The organism is Streptomyces sp. NPDC004111 (genome assembly GCF_042874215.1).
Taxonomy (GTDB): Bacteria; Actinomycetota; Actinomycetes; order Streptomycetales; family Streptomycetaceae; genus Streptomyces.
This window is the reverse complement of record NZ_JBIAMU010000003.1, coordinates 252,848-273,743: the sequence shown is the minus strand read 5'-3', so window position 1 is coordinate 273,743 and position 20,896 is coordinate 252,848. Positions and strand designations below refer to the sequence as shown.

The 20,896-nt window shown below is 71.7% G+C and carries 23 protein-coding genes and 1 pseudogene; 13 read left to right on the top strand and 11 right to left on the bottom strand.

Features of this window, described 5'->3' with window-relative positions; translation table 11 throughout:
• The first annotated feature begins 91 nt into the window (after positions 1-91).
• The 4 genes from ACFYVL_RS08260 to ACFYVL_RS08245 all read left to right on the top strand — a co-directional run bounded on the left by ACFYVL_RS08260 (position 92) and on the right by ACFYVL_RS08245 (position 5,893).
• Positions 92-1,315, top strand: a complete 1,224-nt coding sequence (locus ACFYVL_RS08260; RefSeq protein WP_389242042.1) for an ROK family protein — start codon at positions 92-94, stop codon at positions 1,313-1,315.
• A gap of 78 nt (positions 1,316-1,393) precedes the next feature.
• A complete protein-coding gene (locus tag ACFYVL_RS08255) occupies positions 1,394-1,951 on the top strand; it encodes a GNAT family N-acetyltransferase (RefSeq protein WP_389242041.1) in 558 nt (185 codons plus the stop codon).
• Between the two features lie 178 nt (positions 1,952-2,129).
• The gene (locus ACFYVL_RS08250) at positions 2,130-4,262 is read left to right on the top strand and encodes a hypothetical protein (RefSeq protein WP_389242040.1); all 2,133 of its coding nucleotides are present in this window, start codon (positions 2,130-2,132) and stop codon (positions 4,260-4,262) included.
• Between the two features lie 14 nt (positions 4,263-4,276).
• Positions 4,277-5,893 carry an amino acid ABC transporter substrate-binding protein gene (locus ACFYVL_RS08245; protein WP_389242039.1) on the top strand — a complete coding sequence of 539 codons (1,617 nt, stop codon included), beginning with the start codon at positions 4,277-4,279 and terminating at the stop codon, positions 5,891-5,893.
• A 97-nt stretch (positions 5,894-5,990) separates the two neighbouring features.
• Here ACFYVL_RS08245 and ACFYVL_RS08240 read toward each other — a convergent pair whose 3' ends face one another.
• The 6 genes from ACFYVL_RS08240 to ACFYVL_RS08215 form a co-directional block, all read right to left on the bottom strand.
• Positions 5,991-6,698, bottom strand: coding sequence for a GAF and ANTAR domain-containing protein (locus ACFYVL_RS08240; protein ID WP_389242038.1), 708 nt, complete (start codon positions 6,696-6,698; stop codon positions 5,991-5,993).
• 58 nt (positions 6,699-6,756) lie between these two features.
• The gene (locus tag ACFYVL_RS08235; protein ID WP_389242037.1) at positions 6,757-7,512 is read right to left on the bottom strand and encodes an ANTAR domain-containing protein; all 756 of its coding nucleotides are present in this window, start codon (positions 7,510-7,512) and stop codon (positions 6,757-6,759) included.
• 246 nt (positions 7,513-7,758) lie between these two features.
• Entirely contained in the window at positions 7,759-8,973 is a 1,215-nt protein-coding gene (locus ACFYVL_RS08230) for a sensor histidine kinase (RefSeq protein ID WP_389242562.1), read from the bottom strand.
• Positions 8,973-9,731 carry a response regulator transcription factor gene (locus tag ACFYVL_RS08225; RefSeq protein ID WP_389242036.1) on the bottom strand — a complete coding sequence of 253 codons (759 nt, stop codon included), beginning with the start codon at positions 9,729-9,731 and terminating at the stop codon, positions 8,973-8,975. The genes ACFYVL_RS08230 and ACFYVL_RS08225 overlap by 1 nt, the downstream gene beginning before the upstream one ends.
• 4 nt (positions 9,732-9,735) lie before the next feature.
• Positions 9,736-10,293, bottom strand: a complete 558-nt coding sequence (locus ACFYVL_RS08220) for a DM13 domain-containing protein (protein WP_389242035.1) — start codon at positions 10,291-10,293, stop codon at positions 9,736-9,738.
• 249 nt (positions 10,294-10,542) lie between these two features.
• Positions 10,543-11,085: a hypothetical protein gene (locus ACFYVL_RS08215; RefSeq protein ID WP_389242034.1), complete on the bottom strand. Its 543-nt coding sequence runs from the start codon at positions 11,083-11,085 to the stop codon at positions 10,543-10,545.
• A 243-nt stretch (positions 11,086-11,328) separates the two neighbouring features.
• Between ACFYVL_RS08215 and ACFYVL_RS08210 the strand changes: the two genes are divergently transcribed.
• The 4 genes from ACFYVL_RS08210 to ACFYVL_RS08195 all read left to right on the top strand — a co-directional run bounded on the left by ACFYVL_RS08210 (position 11,329) and on the right by ACFYVL_RS08195 (position 14,014).
• On the top strand, positions 11,329-12,111 hold the full coding sequence (locus ACFYVL_RS08210; protein WP_389242033.1) for a hypothetical protein: 783 nt from the start codon (positions 11,329-11,331) through the stop codon (positions 12,109-12,111).
• 188 nt (positions 12,112-12,299) lie between these two features.
• On the top strand, positions 12,300-12,917 hold the full coding sequence (locus tag ACFYVL_RS08205; RefSeq protein ID WP_389242032.1) for an HAD family hydrolase: 618 nt from the start codon (positions 12,300-12,302) through the stop codon (positions 12,915-12,917).
• 57 nt (positions 12,918-12,974) lie between these two features.
• Positions 12,975-13,538, top strand: coding sequence for a DinB family protein (locus ACFYVL_RS08200; RefSeq protein ID WP_389242031.1), 564 nt, complete (start codon positions 12,975-12,977; stop codon positions 13,536-13,538).
• A 143-nt stretch (positions 13,539-13,681) separates the two neighbouring features.
• Positions 13,682-14,014 carry a hypothetical protein gene (locus ACFYVL_RS08195; protein WP_389242590.1) on the top strand — a complete coding sequence of 111 codons (333 nt, stop codon included), beginning with the start codon at positions 13,682-13,684 and terminating at the stop codon, positions 14,012-14,014.
• Positions 14,015-14,173: 159 nt separating this feature from the next.
• On the opposite strand, the pseudogene ACFYVL_RS08190 reads toward ACFYVL_RS08195, so the two are convergent.
• Positions 14,174-14,299, bottom strand: a pseudogene (locus tag ACFYVL_RS08190) (oxidoreductase); the annotation flags it as partial.
• A 29-nt stretch (positions 14,300-14,328) separates the two neighbouring features.
• Here ACFYVL_RS08190 and ACFYVL_RS08185 point away from each other — a divergent pair.
• The 5 genes from ACFYVL_RS08185 (at position 14,329) to ACFYVL_RS08165 (ending at position 17,361) form a co-directional block, all read left to right on the top strand.
• The gene (locus ACFYVL_RS08185) at positions 14,329-14,742 is read left to right on the top strand and encodes an Rrf2 family transcriptional regulator (RefSeq protein WP_389242560.1); all 414 of its coding nucleotides are present in this window, start codon (positions 14,329-14,331) and stop codon (positions 14,740-14,742) included.
• A 162-nt stretch (positions 14,743-14,904) separates the two neighbouring features.
• Complete coding sequence (locus ACFYVL_RS08180) at positions 14,905-15,297, top strand: VOC family protein (protein WP_389242030.1); 393 nt, start codon at positions 14,905-14,907, stop codon at positions 15,295-15,297.
• A 135-nt stretch (positions 15,298-15,432) separates the two neighbouring features.
• Positions 15,433-16,059 carry a CatB-related O-acetyltransferase gene (locus tag ACFYVL_RS08175; protein WP_389242029.1) on the top strand — a complete coding sequence of 209 codons (627 nt, stop codon included), beginning with the start codon at positions 15,433-15,435 and terminating at the stop codon, positions 16,057-16,059.
• A 160-nt stretch (positions 16,060-16,219) separates the two neighbouring features.
• Positions 16,220-16,567: a YciI family protein gene (locus ACFYVL_RS08170; RefSeq protein WP_389242028.1), complete on the top strand. Its 348-nt coding sequence runs from the start codon at positions 16,220-16,222 to the stop codon at positions 16,565-16,567.
• Positions 16,568-16,794: 227 nt separating this feature from the next.
• On the top strand, positions 16,795-17,361 hold the full coding sequence (locus ACFYVL_RS08165) for a hypothetical protein (RefSeq protein ID WP_389242027.1): 567 nt from the start codon (positions 16,795-16,797) through the stop codon (positions 17,359-17,361).
• A gap of 141 nt (positions 17,362-17,502) precedes the next feature.
• Here ACFYVL_RS08165 and ACFYVL_RS08160 read toward each other — a convergent pair whose 3' ends face one another.
• From ACFYVL_RS08160 to ACFYVL_RS08145, 4 genes are all read right to left on the bottom strand, one after another.
• Positions 17,503-17,943 (bottom strand): Dabb family protein, encoded by a 441-nt coding sequence (locus ACFYVL_RS08160; RefSeq protein ID WP_389242026.1) that lies wholly within the window; start codon positions 17,941-17,943, stop codon positions 17,503-17,505.
• A gap of 368 nt (positions 17,944-18,311) precedes the next feature.
• Positions 18,312-19,373, bottom strand: a complete 1,062-nt coding sequence (locus ACFYVL_RS08155; RefSeq protein WP_389242025.1) for an aldo/keto reductase — start codon at positions 19,371-19,373, stop codon at positions 18,312-18,314.
• Positions 19,374-19,538: 165 nt separating this feature from the next.
• Positions 19,539-19,967 (bottom strand): Dabb family protein, encoded by a 429-nt coding sequence (locus tag ACFYVL_RS08150; RefSeq protein WP_389242024.1) that lies wholly within the window; start codon positions 19,965-19,967, stop codon positions 19,539-19,541.
• Positions 19,968-19,978: 11 nt separating this feature from the next.
• Positions 19,979-20,845 (bottom strand): SDR family oxidoreductase, encoded by an 867-nt coding sequence (locus ACFYVL_RS08145; protein ID WP_389242023.1) that lies wholly within the window; start codon positions 20,843-20,845, stop codon positions 19,979-19,981.
• Between the last annotated feature and the right edge of the window lie 51 nt (positions 20,846-20,896).

Below are 20,896 nucleotides of genomic sequence, written 5' to 3'. Positions count from 1 at the left end.
GGAGGCCCGGCCCCTACGATTGCCCGAAAAGACCGTCCGACCGCCACCGAGGTGCACCGATGAGCAGCAACGCCCCTGGGGTGACGCCCGCATGACGCGGACCGACCCGCCGCGCCGCAGCCAGGCGCCCTCGCGCAGACGGACCGCGACCACCAGGATGGTGTCGCAGGTCAACCGCACGATCCTGCTCGACACCCTGCGCGAGTCCGGGCCGATGTCACGCCAGCGCATCATCGACGAGACGGGGCTGAGCCCGGCCACGGTGAACCGCCTCCTCGACGCGCTGAAGGCGGAGAACCTCGTCACCGACGGCGAGCGCGAAGCGTCCCGGGGCGGCCGTCCCGCCCAACTGGTGCGGTTCAACGCCCAGGCACAGAGCATCCTGGCCCTCGCCCTGGGCAGCGGCACCCTGCACGGGGCGGTCTGCGACCTCGCGGGAAACATCCGCGAGCGGCACAGCCTGCCGCTGCGCGGCAAGGCGCAGGACGGCGAGCCCGCGACCGTCCTCGAACAGGTCATCGCCTTCGCCACCGGTCTCGCGCAGTCCGCGCACGCGCTGGGTGCCCCGCCCCGCGCGGTCGCCGTCGGCGTGCCCGGCGTGGCCACCGGGCAGGACGGATTCGTGGAATTCGCCCCCGCCCTCGGCTGGTCGAGCATGCCCCTCGGGGCGAGGCTCACCGAGGAGTTGGGCGTTCCGGCGGTCATCGAGAACGACGTCAACCTGATCGCGCTGGCCGCCCACCGCCACGCCGTCGAACCCGGCGTGCAGCACCTCGTGGCCCTGGTCGCGGACGTCGGGGTCGGCGCGGGACTCGTCCTGGGCGGCCGACTGCACCGCGGCAGGCTCGGTGCGGCGGGCGAGGTCGGCTACCTCCTGATGGAACGCCGTTCCCTGGACCGGACCTGGCCGGGCTTCGGCGACCTGGAGTCCAGCGTCGGCCTGCACGGCATCCGCAGCCGGATCGCCGAGCACGGCGGCAGCGACGAGCCCGGACACTCGGCGCTGGAGCACCTGTTCGCCGACGCGCGGCGCGGCGAACCGCGGGCGAGCGGCCTGGTGCGCCAACTGGCCGACGACTTCGCCCTCGTGGTCGCCGACATCGCCGTCCTGCTCAGCCCCGAGGTCGTCGTGCTCGGCGGGCGGACCTTCCAGCTCGGCGGGGACCTCCTGACGCCGGCCGTCGAGTCCCGCCTCCAGGGCCGCATCCCCCTGGTCCCCCGGCTGACGACCGTCGACTCCGACGAACTCCAGCTGATCGGCGCGGCGGAGTTCGCGCGCGAAGCCACGGCCGGCTCCGCGTCCCTCCTACCGTGACCGCGACCCCCCGCCGGGGACCCCGCACAGGCGCGAATTCGGTTCCCGGCGGGCCGCCCGGTCCGTAGATTGCGGGCCGTGGACACCTCGTACCAGCGTCTCGACACATCCGAAGCCGACCTCCTCGCGGACTTTCTGACCGACGGGACCTGGCCGTTCCACGGTCCCGCCGTGCCCGACCGCGACACGGTCGGGCAGCGGGTCCTCGACGGCCACTACGACGGCGACGACAGCCGCACCTTCTGGATCGTCGAGGGCGGTGAGAAGGCCGGACTGATCCGGCTGTTCGACCTGGCCGACGCAGGCGAGGGCGGCACGCCGCTGTTCGACCTCAGGATCGCCCCCGCGCACCGGGGGAGAGGCCTCGGCGGGCGGGCCCTCGCCTGGCTCACGGCGTACCTGTTCACCGAGTTCCCCGACCTCCGGCGCATCGAGGGCACCACCCGCCGGGACAACCACGCGATGCGCCGCGCCTTCCGGTCCCACGGGTACGCCAAGGAGGCGCACTACCGGGACGCCTGGCCGGGCGAACAGGGGCGGGTCCACGACGCGGTCGGGTACGCGATCCTGCGCCGCGACTGGCTCTCCGGCACGATCACCCTCCCGGACTGGAACGACGAGGCACCCACCACCTGACCGCCCGGCAGCACCGCCCGGCAGCCGGCCGTCGAACAGGAGCAGACCGCCGACAGCATCGGGCGGCACGGGACGGCCAAGTCCGGAATTCCACTCCACAGGACTTCGCCGTCCCGTTACCCTGATGCGCCGCCATACTTCTGATCGACCTGTGCACCAGTGAGGCCGCGGGGGGCCCGTGCCTGAGGGACTCGGTTTCGACAAGCTGCTCGACGACGACGGGCTCTTCGCCCGGCTGCTCGGCAAGACCCGCTCCGGACGTGACCGGGAGCTGCTGTTCGGCCCCGACCTGCCCGTCCTCCTCCTGGCCGGCGGTCCCGGCATGGGCAAGGGGCGGCTGCTGCGGTGCGTCCGGGAGGGCTTCGGACCGTACGTGCCCACCGCCCGCGTCGACTGCGCCCCGCCGGTGTTCCGGGAACGGGTCGGCGAGCACACCCGGTCCCGCTCGGAGGCGACCGAAGCCCTGCGGGAGATGGCCGTGCAGTTCCGGGCGTGGCGGGGAGCGGGCGGGGCGTTCCACACCCCGCGGCTCTACGCGGGGCTCGTCGCGGTGGCCGCCAGCGATCCGGTGGCCGGAGCGTCCGCGCTGGTCGACGAAGTACGCAGGCACGACGACCTGATGCCCCCCGCCTCCTTCTGGCGCGGCGTCTTCAGCCGTGCGGTCCGCACCTACCTGGCCGCCCTCGGCGCCCTGGTGACCCACCCCGTGGCGGGACCGCTCATCACCGCCCTGCTCGACGAGATGTTCGCCCGCACCTCCTCCGGCGGCACGGCGGCGCTGAAGTCCTGCTACGGCGAGTACCCCGGCGCGGGAGGCCAGCCCAAACTGGGCCTGATGTCGCTGGCCGCCGACTTCCAGCACGGCGGGGCGGAGCGGGAGAAGGCGGAGGGGTTCCTCTTCCGGGCCCTGCGCGACGACCTCGAAGCCTCCTACGTCTCCGCCTGGGGCTGGCTCTCCCGCGGCGGGCGGCCCGCCGCGCTGATCGACCACGCCGACACCCCGCTCGGCAGACGGCTGATCAGACCGCTGCTGCGGGACCGGGAGTCGGGCCACCACGACCGCATGGTCGTGGTGGCCTCCGTACGTCCGGCGGGCGGCGGCCGGTTCCTCTACCCGGACGCGTCCCACCGGCCGGCACCCGCCCGCTGGAGTCCGGCGGAGGGCGGACTGCCCTCCTGGTCCCGCCCGGTCGGCAGCGACCCCGAACTGGCGCCCCTGTGGCACGGGGTGCTGCTGCTGGCCATGCCGTTACTGACCCGCAAACAGCAGGAGGACGAGAGCGCCCGCCGCCGTACCCGCCCCTCGGCGTCGCGGCTGCGCATCGACGGCGGGATCCACCGGCTGAGCGGAGGGCGCCCGCTGTTCGTCACCCGCCTCGCCGAGGCCGGTGCCTCACTCGAACTCGCCGACGACGCCACCGACATGGCCCTGCTGGACGCTCCCGTACGCGTCGGTGACGACGTCGCCCCACGGCCAGTCGCCGACCAGCTCCTCGACGAACTGCTCACCGCCCGACTGCCCGAGGAACTGCCGCCCGCGCAGCACGCCCACTGGCTCGACACGCTGAGCAGACTGTCCGTCGCGCACGACACCGCCTGCGCCCAGACGCTGATGGACAGCTGGCAGAGGGGGAGCGACGAGCGGCTCTCCGCCTTCCGGATCGCCGCCCTGCTGGAGGACTGCGGACTCCCGCACTGTCCCCGGCACTTCATCGGCGACTTCGGCGTGCGACACCTCCTGATGCGACGGCTGTACGGCCGGGGCCCGGAACCGGCCTGGCAGGAGGCCCACCTGCTCCTGCGCGACCACTACCGGGCCCGCGCCGAGGAGGTCGACGCGCCCCGCGACGCGCTGTTCGGATCGGCGACGGCGCACGCCCTGAACCACCACCTGGCCTGCAGGCGGGACGAACAGGTCACGGACCACCTGGTGCGGCGGATGACCTCACCCACCGCCGAGGCGGGAGCGTGGTGCGACGAACTGGTCGCGATAGCCCAGGCCCCGCTGCTCGGCCCGCCCGACGAGGTACGCGCCAGGGCCCTGGGCGCGGTCCCGGTACCCGGCGACGCGGTGCGCCGCAGGGTCGACCGGCTGCTGCACGCCCTCAGGCTCTGCGAGAGCTTCAGCGGTCCCCTCGACGCGGCCGTCGCGGACACCCCGCGCAAGATGCTGGACCTGCTCGGCGGCGACTGGCCGCAGGGCGCGGCCGTACTGGACCGGCGGAGCCGGGACTGGGGTGCGCGCATCGCGGGCCACCAGCCGCTCCGGCCGGGCACCACCACCTGCACGTGCACCCGGCACCTCGGGTAGGAGAGGCGGCGCTGATGTACACATTCTTCTGGGGAAACCGGATACGCCGGGCGCTGACGGTGCTCTTCGTCGTCGCCGTGGTCACGCTCGCCGGTGTCTACGGCCCGTCCCTCGTCAATCCGCCCGACCGGTGCGCGGACGGCGTGGACCGCAGCGACGGCGAGTGCATCGGCATCGACGGCTCCGGCTACGACTTCGGCACCCCGGAGATCCAGAAGGTGGCCCGCGCCATCGCCAACGAGAACAACCGGATCGTCCAGCAGAAACAGCCGTACGTCACCGTGGCGATGATGCTGCCGCTGAACCCGGACAACGAGGGCGAGCGCAAGCAGCTCCGCAGCGAGCTGCAGGGTGCCTACCTCGCCCAGTACCGGGCCAACCGCGAGGAGAAGGCCCCACGGCTGCGGCTCGTACTGGCCAATCCCGGCAAGGACTACCGGCAGCAGGCGAAGGTCGTCGACCGGCTGGCGCGGATGGCCGACGACACCACCGACAACCTGCGGGCCGTGACCGGTTTCAACCTGAGCCTGAGCGACACCCGCGAGGCCATCAAGCGGCTGACCCTCGACCTGCGGATCCCCGTGCTGGTCAGCCGGGCCAGCGCCGACGAACTCATCCCGCAGTCACCCCAGGGCGACGCGGTCCGCTCCACCGGCCTCGCCAGGATCATCCCCGCCAACGGCGCCCAGGCCGCCGCGCTCGCCAGCTTCCACGGCGACCTCAAGGACGCGGAGACCGTACTGGTCAGGGACATCCGGCCGAAGGACATCTACGTCGAGTCGCTGGCCAGGGCGTTCAGCCGCAAGGAGCCCGGCCCGCCCGGCGCCAAGGACCAGGAGTTCCAGTCACCGGGAGTGAACGACCCCGGCGACACCGCCAACGACTTCTCCCTCATCGGCCACAACATCTGCCAGTCCCCGGCCCGGGTAGTCTACTTCGCCGGCCGCCCCGTCCACCTGCGGCTGTTCATGCTGAAACTGGCGGAAGTGCCCTGCCACGGCAAGCGGTACACAATCGTCAGCGGCTCCGGCGCCGCCACCCTCGACCGGTACATGACCCCGGACGACTGGGAGACGCTCAAGGCCGGTTCGGCGAAAGAGGCCGTCGTCACCGTGCAGTACGCGGCACCCGGCCACCCGGACGCCTGGGACCGTACCCTCGACGACTGGGCGAAGGGCTTCGAAAAGCGGACCGGCAGAAAACCCGCGGCCACCGAACAGCCCGCCCATCTGGCCGAGCCCCGGGCCGAGTTGGCGCGGCTGCGGACCCTGGCCGAGGAGCAGCGCGCCGGGGACATCGGACCGGTCGAACTGTCCGACTCCCGCACCATGCTGGTCCACGACGGGGTCCGCACCGTCGCCGAGGCGGTGTTCCTGGCGAACTCCCAGACCCCCGGCACCGTACCCACCCGGGAGCGGGTCGCCGCACAGTGGTCCCGCCTGGAGTCCGCCCACCGCGTGACCGGCACGAGCGGCTGGATCTGCCTGACCAACGGGGGCAACCCGTACGACAAACCGGTGGCCGTCGTCGAACTGCAGCCGGCCACCCGCAAACTCGCCTTCGTCGGCCTCGGCTGGCCGGAGGGCAGACCCCAGCCCAAGGACTGCGTGGTGCCCAGCGGTACCAACTGACCGCCGAAACCCACCGTGCGCCGCCCCGCCGGGGCCGCGCGCCCGGTGCAGCGCGGTCGGTCACCCGCGGGCCGTGCGCCCGTCGGGCCCCGGGGCGTCAGTGGTGCGGGGTGTCCCTGTTGTCGAGGCGGGTGTGGTGGTGGACGACGTCGTGGGCCACCTCGTGGAGGGGGCGGTTGTGGGTGAAGGCGTAGGCGCGCAGCCGGCTGAGGGCCTGGTCGGCGGGGATGCCCAGCTGGACCGTGAGGGCGCCGGTGGCCTGGTGGACGACCGCGCGGTGCAAGGAGAGGGGCTGGTCGGCCCGCATGTCGTGGATGCCTTCGGGAGTGGTGAGGAGGGTGAGGGCGCCGTCGGCGAGAGTGAGGAAGGCGGCCATGTGGGCGGGGGTGAGCGGGCCGGGAGCGGCGCGGTGACCGGTGACGGCGCCGAGGCGGCGGGCCCCCAGGTGCAGCGGCAGGGCGTGGACGGCGCGCGGAGGACGGTGGCGGGTGGCGGGCAGCAGGGCAGGCCACCGGGTGTCGGGCAGGGTGTGCAGATCGGGTACGAGAACCGGCTGGCCGGTGCGGGCGGCGTCGGGGGTGGGCCCCTCACCGAGGGTGTACTGGAGGTCCTCGAAGACGAGGGCGTCGATGGTGGCGGGGTCGTACCAGACCAGTTCGAGGCCGGATTCGATGCGCAGGCACAGGGTGAGGCTGTCGAGGCCCAGCGCCTGCGCGCACGCGGTCGGGGAGAGCCGGCTCAGCCCGCGGCCGGACCGGGTGGCGTCGGCCAGGAGGGCGGGTATGCCGGGGGCATCTTCGGGCAATGCGATCACTCCCTGGCTGAGTGCGCCGGAATCTCTGAGGTGCGGGGCGTCAGGACGCTCACAGGTCCTGCCGGTCCGGGGGCACGGCGAACTCCTCGGCGGCCAGCCTGCCTTCCAGGACGAGCCGGCACAGCTCGGTCAGCGGCATCCGACGGGTGCGCGCGTGGGCGCGCAGGCGCGCGAACGCTTCTTCGGGGTCCGTGCGGAGGTGGGCGCCGAGAGCACCCTTGGCCTGCTCGACGAGGATGCGGCTGTTGAGCGCGGTCTGCAGCTGGCCGAGCCGCTCGGCCCGGTCCTGGGAGAGCCGCTGGTGCAGGATCCCGATGGTCGCGGCGTCCGCCAGGGCCTGAGCCAGGCGCAGGGCGGCCGGGTGCAGCGCGCCGGGGCGGGCGTCGAAGAGGTTCACCGCCCCGATCGCTTCCTCGCGCAGCCGCAGCGGTACCGCCGCCGCGGTGGCGAAACCGGCCGCTCGGGCCACCGGGGTGAAGCACGGCCACCGCTGTGCGGCCGCGGCCAGGGTCAGATCGACCGGGCCGACCCGTTCGTAGTGCCGGCAGGCGTCCTTGCAGGGGCCCTCGTCGAACTCGATCTGGGCCTCCTCCAGTTCCCGGGCGCTGCCGGTGGAGGCGGTCATGTCCACCAGCCGCCCCTGGACATCGACCATCACGACGCCGATCGCGGTCACGTTCAGCAACTCCTGCATGTGCTCGGTCAGCACATGCAGGAAGTCGACCAGGAAGAAGCCGTCCTGCAAGGTGTCAGCCAGTTCCACGAACGCGCGCGCCAGCCGCTCGTCGCGCTCCCACTGGGCCATGGCACAGCCCTCCTTCCCCCACGGTCCACTGCCGGGAGGGGTGAGGCATCACGTCCTTGCCAGTGTCGCGCAAACCGCCCTCCGGCGGAATGAGTACGTCCCGAACAGTGCCAAGCCCCGAACGACGCCAAGTCCCGCACGACGCCTAGGAGAAGGGGCGTCGGCCGGGCCCAGGGCCCGACAGCGCACGCGCGCCCCTGCCGTCGTACGAGCACCGGCGCGCCCCCGACCGCTGCCGTGCCCGGATCACCTCTCGGCGGGGCCCGTGGCCGGGAGGGCGATCTCGAACCGGCAGCCCAGCGCGGTGTTGCGGACCGAAGCACGGCCGGTGTGGGCCTCCACGATGCCGCGGACGATCGCGAGCCCGAGACCCGCCCCACTGTCCCCGTGCCGCGCCCCCGGGGCGGCGGCGGGTGGCGTGGTGGTGCCGGGCCGCGGCGGGTCGGCCTCGCCGGAGTCCTGTCCGGGACGGCTGGGAGGTGTACGTGCCTGAGTGCCGCGCCAGCCCGTGTCGAAGACGCGGGGCAGGTCCTCCTCCGCGATGCCGCCACAGCTGTCCTCGACGCCGAGCACCACGTGATCGCCCTCGACGCGCGTGCTCACCGCGACGGTTCCGTCCGGCGGCGTCGCCCGGATCGCGTTGACCAGGAGGTTGCCGAGCACCCGTGTGATGGCCTGGGGGTCGACCCGTACCGGGAACGCGGCGACCCCGCCGTCCACCAGCCGGACCCCCCGTTCCTCGGCGAGCGGGCGGGCCGTGGCGAGGGCGTCGTCCACCAGGTCGTACACCGACACCCGGGACAGGGCCAACTCCAGTGACCCGGCCTGGATACGGGAGAGTTCGAAGAGGTCGTCGACCATCGCGGAGAGGCGGTCGACCTCGACGCGGATGCGCGTGTGGAAGCGGCCGGGTTCCTGGGCCACGCCGTCCTCCAGCGCCTCCGCCATCGCCCGCAGTCCCGCGAGCGGAGTGCGCAGGTCGTGGGAGATGCCCGCGATCAGGTCCCGGCGCGAGGCGTCCAGCGACCTCTCGCGCTCCTGTGCGGTCCGCAACCGGGTGCCGGCCGTCTCCAGAGCCGCGGCGAGCGCGGCGAGTTCGCTGGTGGGAGGATCTGCCGGAGCCACGAATCCGGGCTCGCCGCCGACGCCGGCCGCGGCCCGCGCCAGGTCCCGGCTCCCCGCGGCGATCCTGCGCCCGAACAGCAGCGCGGCTCCGAGCGAGAACGCCCCCGAGACCGCGACCACGATGAGCACCACCCGGAAGTCGTGCCCCGACAGGAACATCTCCACCGCCACGGCAACCGTGCCCGCCGCCATCGCGACCACCGCGAGCGCGGCCACGGCGAACATCGACAGGACGACCGAGCGACCGCGCAGCAGGGTGACGGCCGGACCCGCGAGCAGCCCGGCGACCAGGGCGCCCAGAGCGGCCAGGGCAACGATGATCAGCACGTCGGTCATCATGAGAGAGCCTCGCTGCCGTCCGTGCCCCCGGACGGCGGATCGAACCGGTATCCGGCACCCCACACCGTGGCGATGTGCCGGGGAGCGGCCGGATCGTCCTCGATCTTCTCCCGCAGCCTGCGGATGTGCACGGTCACGGTCGACATGTCGCCGAATTCCCAGCCCCACACGTGGTGCAGCAGCTCCGCACGGGAGAAGACACGGCCGGGATGGCGCAGGAGGAAGGCCAGCAGATCGAACTCGCGTCCGGTCAAGGCGAGTTCACGGCCGCCGCGCCGTGCTCGCCGCGCGCCCGGATGGGCGACGATGTCTCCGGCCCGCAGCACGCCCGGGTCGGCCGATGGCGGTGGGGCCTCCGCCCGCCGCAGTACGGAGGCCACGCGCAGCACCAGTTCCCGGGGGCTGAAGGGTTTGGTCAGATAGTCGTCCGCGCCCAGCTCCAGCCCCAGGATGCGGTCGGCCTCCTCACCGCGCGCCGTCAACATGACCACGGGCACCGGCGGTCCACCGGAAGCGCGCAACCTGCGGCACACCTCCAGCCCGTCCAGGCCGGGCAGCATCAGGTCGAGGACGACGAGCTGCGGTCTCATGGCCGCGACCGCCTCCAGGGCGGCGAGGCCGTCGGCGACGTGACGGACCTCGTAACCGGCCCGGACCAGGTAACCGGTGACGACCTCCGCGACGGTTGGGTCGTCCTCGACGACGAGGACGCGGCGCGCCACGGAGGACGGAGCGGTGGACGGATCTGTGTTCAACGTGTCAGCCCTTGACCGGAGCGAGGCCGGCGGCACCGAAGGAGACCGAGAACCGTGCGCACCAGATGACGGCGCTGCGGTACCGGGTCAGGTCGATGTCTGCCGGGATCGGATAGTTCTGGTTCCCCAGATTGCCCTTGAGCCTGCCGAGCTCGACGGCTCCGTCCGCGAGCCCCGCCTTCACGGCGCCGGGGTCACGGGTCGACAGGTAGACCCGTACGTCCGGGCCCTCCGAGGTCTTGAGGTCCTCGAACCGCAGCACCCGGCTTCCGTCCGCGAGCCGGACCGTACGGGCGCTGCCGCCGGTGTCGTGCTCGTGGCTCACGAAGCGGCCCTTCGCCAGGTCCCGCGGCCCCGCGGGCGGCATCCCGCCACCCGTGCGGGACGGGCCGCCGGCCGTGGGCCCGCTGCTCGCGGCGGGAACCGCGGCGCCGGGCAGGGACTCCTCCACCGTGGTGTCGGTGAACGCCTTCCAGGGCTGGAAGAGGAAGAGCCCGACACCGGCGAGTACCGCCAGGACGAGCAGGACGGGCAGTACGACGCGGCGCGACGAACGGGACACCAGGACCTCCGAGGGTGAGCGAGCGACCGGCCGCGGCCGGCCGGTTCCATCATGCGTCCAGCCAAGCGGACGCCGCCCCGCCGGAGGAGGCGGAGAGCCCACCCGTAAGACTTCGGTAATCCTGCTGCTTCGCTGATCGTGCGCTGCGACGCCGCGCGGGCCGTGCCGCGGCCCGCGGGCCCGGAACGGACGGTGTCGCCTCCGGCCCCGCCGACGGGACGCAGGAGAAGGACGTGGCCGGGGCCTGACTCAATCGGTGATGTACCAGGTGTTCTTCAGGTACTCCAGGGTGCCGCTGCTGAACTCGTCCTCGGTGAAGGTGACGGAGGCCCTGATGGCCGCGGTCGGGATCTCGACCTTGCCGGAAGTGACCACGGTGACGCGTCGTGGGTCGACCGTCGCGGTCCGCAGGGCCTTCTTCCGCGCGGGCGGGATCGCCCGGAACGTGACGAGGAACGTCGAGGTGCACGGGCCGAACCCCTGGTCCTCCGCCTGCTTGGCCGCGGGCCCGGCCACCTCGCAGACGGTTGTGATGTCCTCCCGGCCGACGGCGCGCAGGAACTGCTCGTACCGCTGGATCGCGCCCTCCTTCGTCCTGGGCACCGGCTGGGAGCCGGCCGGAGTGGCCGACGGCTTTCCGGCCGGTGACGACGGGGACGGGGTGGCCGACGTCTTCCCGGGCTGCGCGGCTCGGGTCGGCTGCGCGGGCTGCGCCGCTGGGGATTCGTCCCCCTCCGGCTTCTGTGGACCGCAGGCGCACGCCAGCAGCACCACGCACGTCGATACCGTCACGCTCACCAGCGTCCGGACTCGCATTCGGTCCCCCTCGGCAACAGTCGGCAACACAGGGAGGTTCACGCAGAATCGGAGGAGACGGTTCCCGGCCGGTTCTGCCCGTCCGCCCGGCCGTGGTCCGAGCTGTGATCCACAAGCCTTTGACCTGGCGCCCTTTCGACAGAGGATGGGCGGAGAACGAGGCCGCACGGGTGAACCGTGTGCCTCCGAGAACCCGGACGACAGGGAGCGTTTCCTCCGATGACCGCACAGCCCGCACGCCGTGAGCGCGGCGTTCCCGACTTGTCGGGCGCCCCGGGTCCGGACGTCCCGCCGTTCCCGGCACCTCTCGTCAGAGCGGTGTTCAGGGAGGTGACCCCGCTGCACGTCTCCCGCTCCGCCGCGTGGGCGGCGGCTTCGGTGACGCGGACCGTGCTGACGGGGATCATCGACGGGGCCAGGGAAGCAGCGGCGGAGGAGACCCGGACGAAGCTGCTCCCCAAGGACCTCGTCTCGGCGATCGGCCGGAACATCGAGCTGGAGGTGGGGGACAAGTGGTACGACCACACCCCGACGTTCAAGGGCCTGACCGGTGTGCTGTACGACGCCGAGGGAGTCGTCGAACCGCGAAAGCGCAGAGGGGCACGCAGGACGAGTGCCGTGGCCGGTGCGCACAGGTTCGAGGGCGGGGTCAGGAAACTGCTGCGGAGCCGGGGAGTGACGGCCGTCCCGGCGATGGTCCGCGACCTGGACGGGATCGCGAGCGTGTTCCTGACGGACCTGGCCCGGGACGCGGCCATGGTCGTCCGCGAGGGCGGGGTGAAACGGTTCGGTTCGGTCACCCTGGTGATACCCGGCGAGCCGGCCGTCCCGCCGCCACTGCCGGATTCTGTCCGGGCCCTGTCCGTCCGCAACGGGGACCGGCGGACCATCGGCAGGGACGACGTCCTGGCCGCCACCACGATCCAGCTGTTCGGCGGCGACCTCAGAGAGCGCGCCCTCACCGCGGCACACGAAGCGACACGGACCACCGCGGCCAACTGAACGGGCACGTCGTGCCCACCCGCAGACCACCGGACCACTTCGGCAGGATGCGGCCCTGCGGCACGACCTGAAATGGCCTGCCCCACCCCCTTCGCACCCCCGACCTGATCTGCCTCGGCACGGGCGGCCTCCCCTCTTTCGCTGCGGTGACAACTCCGCTGCCGACGACGGCTGGCAGGATCAAGGTCATGAGCGACTTGCCTTTCGACGCGGTGCTGTGCGACTTCGACGGTGTGGTCCGGCTGTGGTCGCCGGACGGAATGACCGCCCTCGACCGCGCGGCAGGACTGCCCGAAGGCAAGCTGGCTGCTGCGGCGTTCCGGCCTGACCTGTTGGACGCGGCGGTCACCGGGGCGATCAGTGACGACCAGTGGCGAGCGCAGGTGGCGGAGGACCTCAGCGAGAGCTGTGGATCTGCCGAACGAGCCCTGGACCTGGTCCGGCAGTGGAGTCGTCTGACGGGCCAGGTCGATACCGACGTCCTGAACCTCCTGACGGATATCCGCCGCCGGGTGCCCGTGGTTCTGGTGTCCAACGCCACCACACGACTGGAGAAGGATCTCTCCGCCCTGGCCCTGGCCGGGGCGTTCGACGCGGTGCTCAACACCGCCCGCCTCGGGGCCGCCAAGCCGGACCCCCGGGTCTTCGAAGCCGCGGCCCGGCTCGCGGATGCGGACCCGGGCAGGTGCCTGTTCGTCGACGACACCCTCGGGCATGTCGAGGCGGCCCGCGCGGCCGGGCTGACCGGGCATCACTACCGGCAGCCTGGCCCGCTGCGGGGCATCACCGCGCCGCTGCGGCAGTGAGCGCGGGGCGGCCACCGGGCCGGCTCGCTCTCCGCGACGGGTCTGTACTGTGCGCCAATGACAAGAAGCGAGCAGCTCGCGGAGCAGTTGGACTGGTACTGGCGCAAGAACCTGCGGCCACGGCTGGACGGCCTCACCGACGAGGAGTACTTCTGGGAGCCGGTGGGCGGCTGTTGGAGCATCCGCCCGCGTGGCACGTCGGCCGCACCGATGTCGGCCGGCTCGGGGGAGTGGACGATGGACTTCGCCACCCCCGACCCGGTGCCGGCGCCCGTGACCACGATCGCCTGGCGGCTGGCGCACATCGTCGTCTCGTGCCTGGGCTATCGGGTCGGGTGGCACTTCGGCGGCCAGGACGTCGACTTCGAGGAATTCCCCTACGCGGGGACCGCCGACGAGGCGCTGAAGCAGCTCGACGACATGTACGGGAGATGGAACGCGGGGGTCCGCGCACTCTCGGACGCCGAACTGGAAGAGCCGCCCGCGGTGGGTCCCGAGCGGTTTCCCCTGGGAGGCATCGTCCTGCACGTCAACAAGGAGCTGATCCACCACGGCGCCGAGATCTCCCTGCTGCGCGACCTCTACCGCTGGCAGGACGGAGCCGCACCGCACCGGATATGACTGCCTCGGCGACCGGGGCGCGCAGCACCGCGTGGAAGGGCCCCCGGTCGCCTCCGCACCGGCCGGGGCCAGTCCGCGTACGTCACCAGGGTCGGTTCCGCGGCCTGGGGCCCGCCTCCTCGTCGGTGGGCTACCCTCCGGCCATGGGTAAGTTTCTCGCTGTCCTGAACGGCGCGGCAGACGACACCGACAAGGCCGAACTCACCGAGCAGCAGCAGGGTGAGTTCATGCACGCGTGGGCGGTGTGGGCGCAGAAGAACGAGCACGCCCTGATCGACCCCGGGGCGCCGCTCTTCCGCAAGAAACTGGTGACGGCCCGAGGCGTCGAGGACTTCACTGACGCGAAGACCGGGTACGCGATCGTGGAGGCCGGGACGCACGAGGAGGCGGTGCGGCTCTTCAGCGACCACCCTCATATCGCTCTGGTGCCGGGGAACTCGATCGAGGTCATCGAGTGCCCGCCCGTCCCGTCCTGAGTTCTGCCCCTCGAACATCACGGCCGGGTGCGTGCCCGACGCGCGGCTCGGCGGCGGTGTTGCTGGTACGCCCCGGAGGCGTGCTGTCCTCCGGGGCGTACGGCCGTCCGTGCGCAGCACGCGGGAGGCGGCCCGGATCACGGCTATCACGCCGAGGTAGTTGGTGGCGTGCATCCGGTCCAGTGCGGCGGTGTCGGCGTCCGGGTAGTCCACCGTGCGGCCCTGCTCCACCGAGATGGCCGCGTTGTTGACGAGGATGTCCAGGCCGCCGAAGTGCCCGACCATTCGTACCGTCGCGGCTCCCAGCCCACGCGATCCCCCCCCGTGACCAGGGCGACCTCGCCCGCCAGCGGCTTGCTCATTCTTCTCACCTCGTCGATTCCGAACAGATCGCGACCAGCGCCAACACCAACCCCGTGGTGATCAGGCGAATCCTCGGCGAGCTGCGCAAGGCCGGGCTCGTGGAGTCCCGGCGGGGTCCGTGGGCCGGCTGGTCACTGGCGCGCGAGCTGGAGTCGATGACGCTGCTCGACGTGTACGAGGCCGTGGAGCCCGGCCCGCTGTTCGCGATGCACCGCGCCACTCCGGACCAGGGGTGCGTGGTGGGCCACGGCATCCAGCCCGCGATGCAGGGCATCTACGGGGGCCTCGAGGAGACCCTGCGGGGTGAGCTGGCCCGGGTCACGCTCGCCAAGGTGCTCCAGGACGTACTCGCGGCACCGCGCTAATTCTCGTTGCGCCCCGGCGCCAGGGCGTCAACTGGCGTGGCCGGGCAGCTGTCTCCGAATATTTTTACATCCGTAGCATTTTTACGTTGACGTGCGAGATGCGGGCGGGCTAATTTTACGTCCGTAGCAAGTTGTCTTGATGGATCGAACTGGGGAACCTTCTTGCAGATCACCACCAGCACCATCTCGCTCACCGTCAACGACGTCGCCGCGTCCCAGCACTTCTTCACCAGCCACCTCGGCTATGTCGAGCAGGCCGCCGCCGACGGGTTCGCCTCCCTGACCCGCGAAGACGCCGCGATGGACATCGTCCTGCTCGCCCGCGGCACCGACGTGCTGCCTCCCGACCAGCGGGACCAGCACGCCTCCGGACTGATCGTCGCCTTCACCGGCACCGGAATCGAGGCCGAGGAGAAGCGGCTGCGCGACGAGGGGGTCGAGATCACCATGCCGCTGTCCGAAGCCCCTTGGGGTGAGCGGCTGTTCCAGGTCAAGGACCCGAACGGAGTGGTTGTCCAGTTCGTCGAATGGGTCACTGGTTCCGGCCCCGCCTGACCGCTGCTCCGAGTCGACCGGGCCGCGCGAAACCGCGGGCGGCCCGGTTCCGGAGGCCCCTCGCCGAGCAAAGCCCCTTCGCCACAGACACCAGAGGACCGTACGTTGTCGCCTGATCCCACCGTCGTTCGTCCCATGCCCGCCCACGACCGCGTGGTGTTTCTGAAACCGCTGGTCACGGCACCGAACATCGTCGTGGGGGAGTACACCTACTACGACGACCCGGCAGGCGCGACCGAATTCGAGCAGCGCAACGTCCTGTACGCGTACGGCCCCGAGCGGCTGGTCATCGGCAAGTACTGCGCAATCGCCATGGGAACCAGGTTCCTGATGGCAGGTGCGGAACACCCGACCATGGGGGTCTCCACCTTTCCGTTTACCATGTTCGGTGGCCGCTGGGCCGAGGAGACCTGGGACATCGTCACGTCGATGCCCAGCCGCGGTGACACCGTGGTCGGCAACGACGTCTGGTTCGGGCACCAGGTGACCGTCATGCCCGGCGTGCGCATCGGCGACGGCGCGATCATCGCGGCCGGAGCCGTGGTCACCGCCGACGTTCCGCCCTACACGATCGTCGGCGGCAACCCGGCCAGGACGATCCGGCAGCGGTTCAGCGACTCCCAAGTCGCACAACTGCTGCGCGCCGCCTGGTGGGACTGGCCCGCAGACCTGGTCACCGAACACGCCCGCACCATCATGTCCGGGACCCCCGATGAGATCTCCCGCATCGCCGCCGAGCACGGTCGGCAGAAGCCCCTCTGACCCAGGTGTCCGTCCAGCGCCATGTGGCGGCCGACCCCACGGCCCAGTGGTCCCCAGCCCTTCCCGGGTGCCGCCCCACCTGGCAGCGCGATCCGACCAGACTTCTCCCGCACACCCCATCAGCAGGAGCCGCCCGAACGGCGGCCGGAGAGGAACATCCGTGAAATACGCACTCGTGATCTTCGAGACGGACGAGTCGCGCCGCCGGATCCAGGCCGACCGTGCCGCGTACCGCAAGGAATACGAGGGCTGGATCGGCGGCCTCGCAGCGGCCGGAAAACTGGTCGGTGGTGAGGCGTTGGAAACCGAGCAGATCACTCCCGTGACGGTGCGTACCAGGGCCGACGGGGCGGCATTGGTGAGTGACGGGCCCGCGCACGCCGGTGAGGAGACCCTCGGCGGCTGGTTCATCATCGACGTGGCCGACCGCGAGGAGGCCCTCGAGCTGGCCACGAGCCTTCCCACTCCGGAGACCATCGAGATCCGCCCGATCCTCGAATCGGCCTGAACCACGGGGAAGTTGCCTGCACCGCGGGCAAGTTGACCGAACCGGGCCCGAACGGAAGCCGCCACCGCCCGCTGCCTACCGGCTAACGGAACTCAGGGGTGGTGCCGTGCACGTCCAACGCCCCTGATATGCCGCGGCGTTGGGGTGAGTAGGGCTCCCCCGTGCGGCGGAGGCGGATCCTCACGCGGTACGACGTGCCGGGCCCGGCGGTGCGAGAGGTTCGGGTCATGACGACGACGGAGCCCGCCCCGCCCGAATCCCGCAAGCCACCGCTGGTTCCGCCGCCCCCGCGCTGGGTGGTGCGCGCCGCTCATGTCGCGGCCTGGTCGACCGTCCCTTCCGGACTGTGGCGGATCGCGCTCGCACTCGGGGTGCCGGTCGGGGTGATGGAGCAGGAGGAATTCCTCGCCGGGTTCCCCGACAACTCCCCGCTGATCGGCCTGGCTTACGTGTTGCTGCTCGGTGCGGTCGCCGAGGCAGCCTCGTACCTCACCCTCGGCCTGGTACGGCCCTGGGGGGAAGTGATGCCGCGCTGGATTCCGTTCCTCGGCGGGCGCCCGGTCGACCACAGGCTCGCCGTACTCGCCGCTTCGCTGGGCGCCCTCACGGTCACCGTTCTGTGGTGGATCCTCTTCTTCGGCGGGCTGCTGACCTCTCCCAGCCCGGATCCCGGCACTTCGGCCGGCGAAGTGGTCTTCGTCGCCGCCTACGCCCCGCTCCTGCTGTGGGGCCCGCTCCTGGCGGCGGCGACCTGGTCGTACCACCGACGGCACAAGGTCACCGTGGCCGGGTAGCCGAAGGCGTACCCGGTCTCAGGGTTCAACCGCACGCGGCGGAACACGCCGCGGCGGAGCTGACCTGGCAGCGGGGCCGACGCTACGAGGCCGGCCCCGGCCCGGACGTGGGCCGTCAGCAGCCAAGCTCCCTGCGGGCGATCACTCGGCGGTGCCGGAAGCCGCGCCTCGGTCGGTTTCGCCAGGGGCCGCGCTGCCGGTGTACTCGCCGAGGCCGGAAACCAGTGCGGCTATGTCGGGCAGAGCCTCGTACCGGCGCCGGTGGATTTCAGCGATCTTCGCGCCGACCTCCGGGTCCGGGTCGTCGGTGATGTCGAAGGACACGAACACGTCCACCAGCGGCAGTCCGATCCGGTCGGTGTGCAGATGTGCCGGATGGTTCATGTACTCCTCGTACCCCGCGAGGTCCGCCAGCACGAAGACAGCCCCGTACTCGTACTCCCCGCCGATGTCGGGGCCGACGGTGTACGACCTGACGGACGGAATGGTCCGGCCCTGGTTGCGCAGGCTTTCGAAGGCGGCATCCCTGTCCTCGGGCGAGATGCCTTTCCGCAGGGTGAAGCGGTTTCCGTGGTAGATCATCAGGGTTTCCCTTTCCGGGAGTTGCTGGTTCACGGGCCACGAGGGGAGGGCGTGGCATGCGGCCTTCCTGCGGCTGTCCCGCCCGCTGTTGTCCTCGCGAGGCCCGCTGTTGACCTCATGAGAATCGCGTGGGAGAGGGGTTGCTCGCGTCGGTGAACTTCACCTACTTCTGCGGTGATCGGCAGTCGCGGGTGATCGGCGGTCGCGTTCCCGGCCGGACTGGGCAAGACCCCCCCCGGAGCGGGCCGCAGCCACGGTGAATCGGCCCAGCCCGGCCCGCCGGCGCTGCCCCCTCGGCCCCGACGGCAGCGCCGGCGCCCCCTCGGCCCCGACGGCAGTGCTGCCACCCCCTCGGCCGCGACCAGGATTCAGCGGCGCGGCTCGATCCTCAGATCGCCCTGGTTCAGGCTGCGCCCCCTGTCGCTGGCGAGGAAGTCGTGCGGGAAGCCCAGTTCGATCGCTCCTGCCCGGTCCAGGCGGGCCAGCTGGGAGGCGGTCAGCTCGACCTCCAGAGCGCCCAGGTTGTCCTCCAGCTGTGCGGGGGTGCGGGCGCCGACGATCGGTGCGGTCACGTCCGGGTTGTGCAGGAGCCACGCCAGCCCGACCCTGCCGGGGCTCGTGCCGTGTTCCGCGGCGACCTCCTTGACGACGTCCGCGATGGCGAGGCCGCGTTCGGTGAGCGCGCCGTTGGCGATGTTGAACTCCTTGCGGGTGCCGTCGGCGCCGCCCTTCGCCGCGGTCAGGTCCTCCCGGCTGTACTTGCCGGTGAGCAGGCCGCCGGCCAGCGGTGAGAACGGCACCATCCCGAGCCCCATCTCGCGTGCCATCGGGATGAGGTCGCGCTCCCCGGTGCGTTCGATCAGGTTGTACTCAGTCTGCAGTGCGACCAGCGGAGACCAGCCGCGCAGATCGGCGATCGCCTGCATGCGCGACACCTGCCAGGCCGGGGTGTTGCAGATCCCGACGTACAGGACCTTGCCCTGGCGGACCAGGTCGTCCATGGCCCGCAGGAACTCCTCGACGGGCGTCGTGGCGTCCCACACGTGCAGGTAGAGCAGGTCGAGACGGTCCGTGTCCAGCCGGCGCAGACTGGACTCGACCGACGCGAACAGCGCCTTGCGGTGATTCCCGCCGGAATTGGGGTCCCCGGGCCGGCGCAGTGTCGAGAACTTCGTCGCCAGCACCAGGCTTTCCCGGTTGTCCCGGGTGAACTCGCCCAACAGCCGCTCGGAGCTGCCGTCCGTATAGGTGCTGGCGGTGTCGATGAAGTTGCCCCCGCGCTCGACGTAGAGGTCGAACAGCTTGCGGGACTCGGCCCGTTCCGCGCCCCAGCCCCATTCGGTGCCGAACGTCGCCGCTCCGAGCGCCAACGGGGAGACCCGCAGCCCGGAGCGGCCCAGCAGCCGGTAGGTGTCCAGAGAGAGCGGCATCGTGTCCTCCTGTGCTTGTGATCCTTTGCCGGAACCAAGACTGGGACCGATGCGATACGTGGGTAAGGGAGAGATCTTCCTGGGAAAGCCGGTCCTACCCACCCGCCTGCCCGGTGGCCCGCAGCGCGTATCCGACGGGCGGGGCGCTCCGGTGCGTCGTGGTCGTCATTGGCTGTCTCCGCGCCCGTCTCTGCCGGGTGCGGCGCTGCCGGTGTACTCGGTGAGGCCGCGGACCAGTTCGGCGACGTCCGGCACGTTCTCGAAGCGTCGCCGGTGGACCTCGGCGATCCTCGCGCCGATCTCCGGGTCCGGATCGTCGGTGATGTCGCACGACGCGAACCTGTCGACCAGCGGCAGCCCGGCCCGGTCCATGGCCAGGTGCGCCGGGTGGTTCATGTACTCCTCGTACGCCGCGATGTCCTCGACGGCGGTGACGGCCCCGTACTCGAACTCCCCGCCGAAGTCGGGGCCGACGACACGTGACGTGATGCACGGGATGGCGTGGATGTGCGCGCTCATCTGCGCGAGACCGGCTGCCCTGTCCTCCTCGGAGACACCGGGCCTGAGGGTGAACCGTATGCAGTGGTAGATCATCGGGCTGCCCTTCAGGCGTTGTTGACGGCCGGGGCGAACGCGGAGGCGTGGTCCCGGGCGAAGTCGGTGAGGTCGCGGGCGGGGCGCCCCGTGAGGTCGGGGACGGACGTGTGCACTTCGGCGGCCTCGCCCCTGCGGTAGTGGGCGTAGTCCTCGACGAGGCCTTCGAGCTGCCAGGGCGGGAGCACACCGGTCAGCGCGGCGGTGAACCGTTCGGCGGAGGTGTCGTGGAAGGTGACGGGCCGTCCGGTGGCGGTGGACAGTGCCTCGGCGATCTGCTGATGGGTCACCGCGCGCGGTCCGGTCAGTGTGTAGGTGCGGCGGCTGTGTCCCGGGGTGGTCAGTACGGCCGCGGCGGCGTCCGCGATGTCCCGGGTGTCGATGGCGCTCACGGCGGCGGTACCGACGGGTGCGGCGAGGAAGCCCTGGGCGATGGAGCCGGCGAGGCCGAGGAGCGCCTGGAGGTAGAGGTTGGGGCGCAGCACGGTGTGGTCGAGCCCGAGGCCCGCCACATGTGCTTCGACCTCGGCGTGCCAGCGCAGGAACCGTACCGGGGAGTCGGCGCGGGCCGCGTACTGGGAGAGCAGCACGAGCCGTCGCACTCCGGCGTCCCGGGCGAGGTCGGCGAACCGGATCTGGAGTTCGGCGGCGTCCGGGGCGGAGGGGCTGTTGAGGAAGGCCGCGTCGACGCCGTGCAGGGCGGCGGCGACCGAGGCGGGGTCCGTGAGGTCGGCGACGACGTTCTCGGCGCCGGGGACGGGGCGGCCGGAGTCCCGGATCATGGCGCGGACGGTGACGCCTCGGGCGAGCAGGGCGGGGACCAGGTCGGAGCCGATCGTTCCGGTCGCACCGGTCACGAGGACGGTGGGGGTGTTCATGGTGGTGTGCCTTTCCGGGGTGGGTTGGTGCACGGGGTACGTGGGTTCCGC

What these genes read in the sequence shown, in the direction of transcription:
- ACFYVL_RS08150 (WP_389242024.1), bottom strand. Translation starts at nt 19,967, where the DNA reads ATGATCTACCACTGCATACGGTTCACCCTCAGGCCCGGTGTCTCCGAG.
- ACFYVL_RS08205 (WP_389242032.1), top strand. Translation starts at nt 12,300, where the DNA reads ATGAGCGACTTGCCTTTCGACGCGGTGCTGTGCGACTTCGACGGTGTG.
- ACFYVL_RS08245 (WP_389242039.1), top strand. Translation starts at nt 4,277, where the DNA reads ATGTACACATTCTTCTGGGGAAACCGGATACGCCGGGCGCTGACGGTG.
- ACFYVL_RS08200 (WP_389242031.1), top strand. Translation starts at nt 12,975, where the DNA reads ATGACAAGAAGCGAGCAGCTCGCGGAGCAGTTGGACTGGTACTGGCGC.
- ACFYVL_RS08195 (WP_389242590.1), top strand. Translation starts at nt 13,682, where the DNA reads ATGGGTAAGTTTCTCGCTGTCCTGAACGGCGCGGCAGACGACACCGAC.
- ACFYVL_RS08145 (WP_389242023.1), bottom strand. Translation starts at nt 20,845, where the DNA reads ATGAACACCCCCACCGTCCTCGTGACCGGTGCGACCGGAACGATCGGC.
- ACFYVL_RS08165 (WP_389242027.1), top strand. Translation starts at nt 16,795, where the DNA reads ATGACGACGACGGAGCCCGCCCCGCCCGAATCCCGCAAGCCACCGCTG.
- ACFYVL_RS08235 (WP_389242037.1), bottom strand. Translation starts at nt 7,512, where the DNA reads ATGGCCCAGTGGGAGCGCGACGAGCGGCTGGCGCGCGCGTTCGTGGAA.
- ACFYVL_RS08175 (WP_389242029.1), top strand. Translation starts at nt 15,433, where the DNA reads ATGCCCGCCCACGACCGCGTGGTGTTTCTGAAACCGCTGGTCACGGCA.
- ACFYVL_RS08160 (WP_389242026.1), bottom strand. Translation starts at nt 17,943, where the DNA reads ATGATCTACCACGGAAACCGCTTCACCCTGCGGAAAGGCATCTCGCCC.
- ACFYVL_RS08155 (WP_389242025.1), bottom strand. Translation starts at nt 19,373, where the DNA reads ATGCCGCTCTCTCTGGACACCTACCGGCTGCTGGGCCGCTCCGGGCTG.
- ACFYVL_RS08230 (WP_389242562.1), bottom strand. Translation starts at nt 8,973, where the DNA reads ATGACCGACGTGCTGATCATCGTTGCCCTGGCCGCTCTGGGCGCCCTG.
- ACFYVL_RS08210 (WP_389242033.1), top strand. Translation starts at nt 11,329, where the DNA reads ATGACCGCACAGCCCGCACGCCGTGAGCGCGGCGTTCCCGACTTGTCG.
- ACFYVL_RS08260 (WP_389242042.1), top strand. Translation starts at nt 92, where the DNA reads ATGACGCGGACCGACCCGCCGCGCCGCAGCCAGGCGCCCTCGCGCAGA.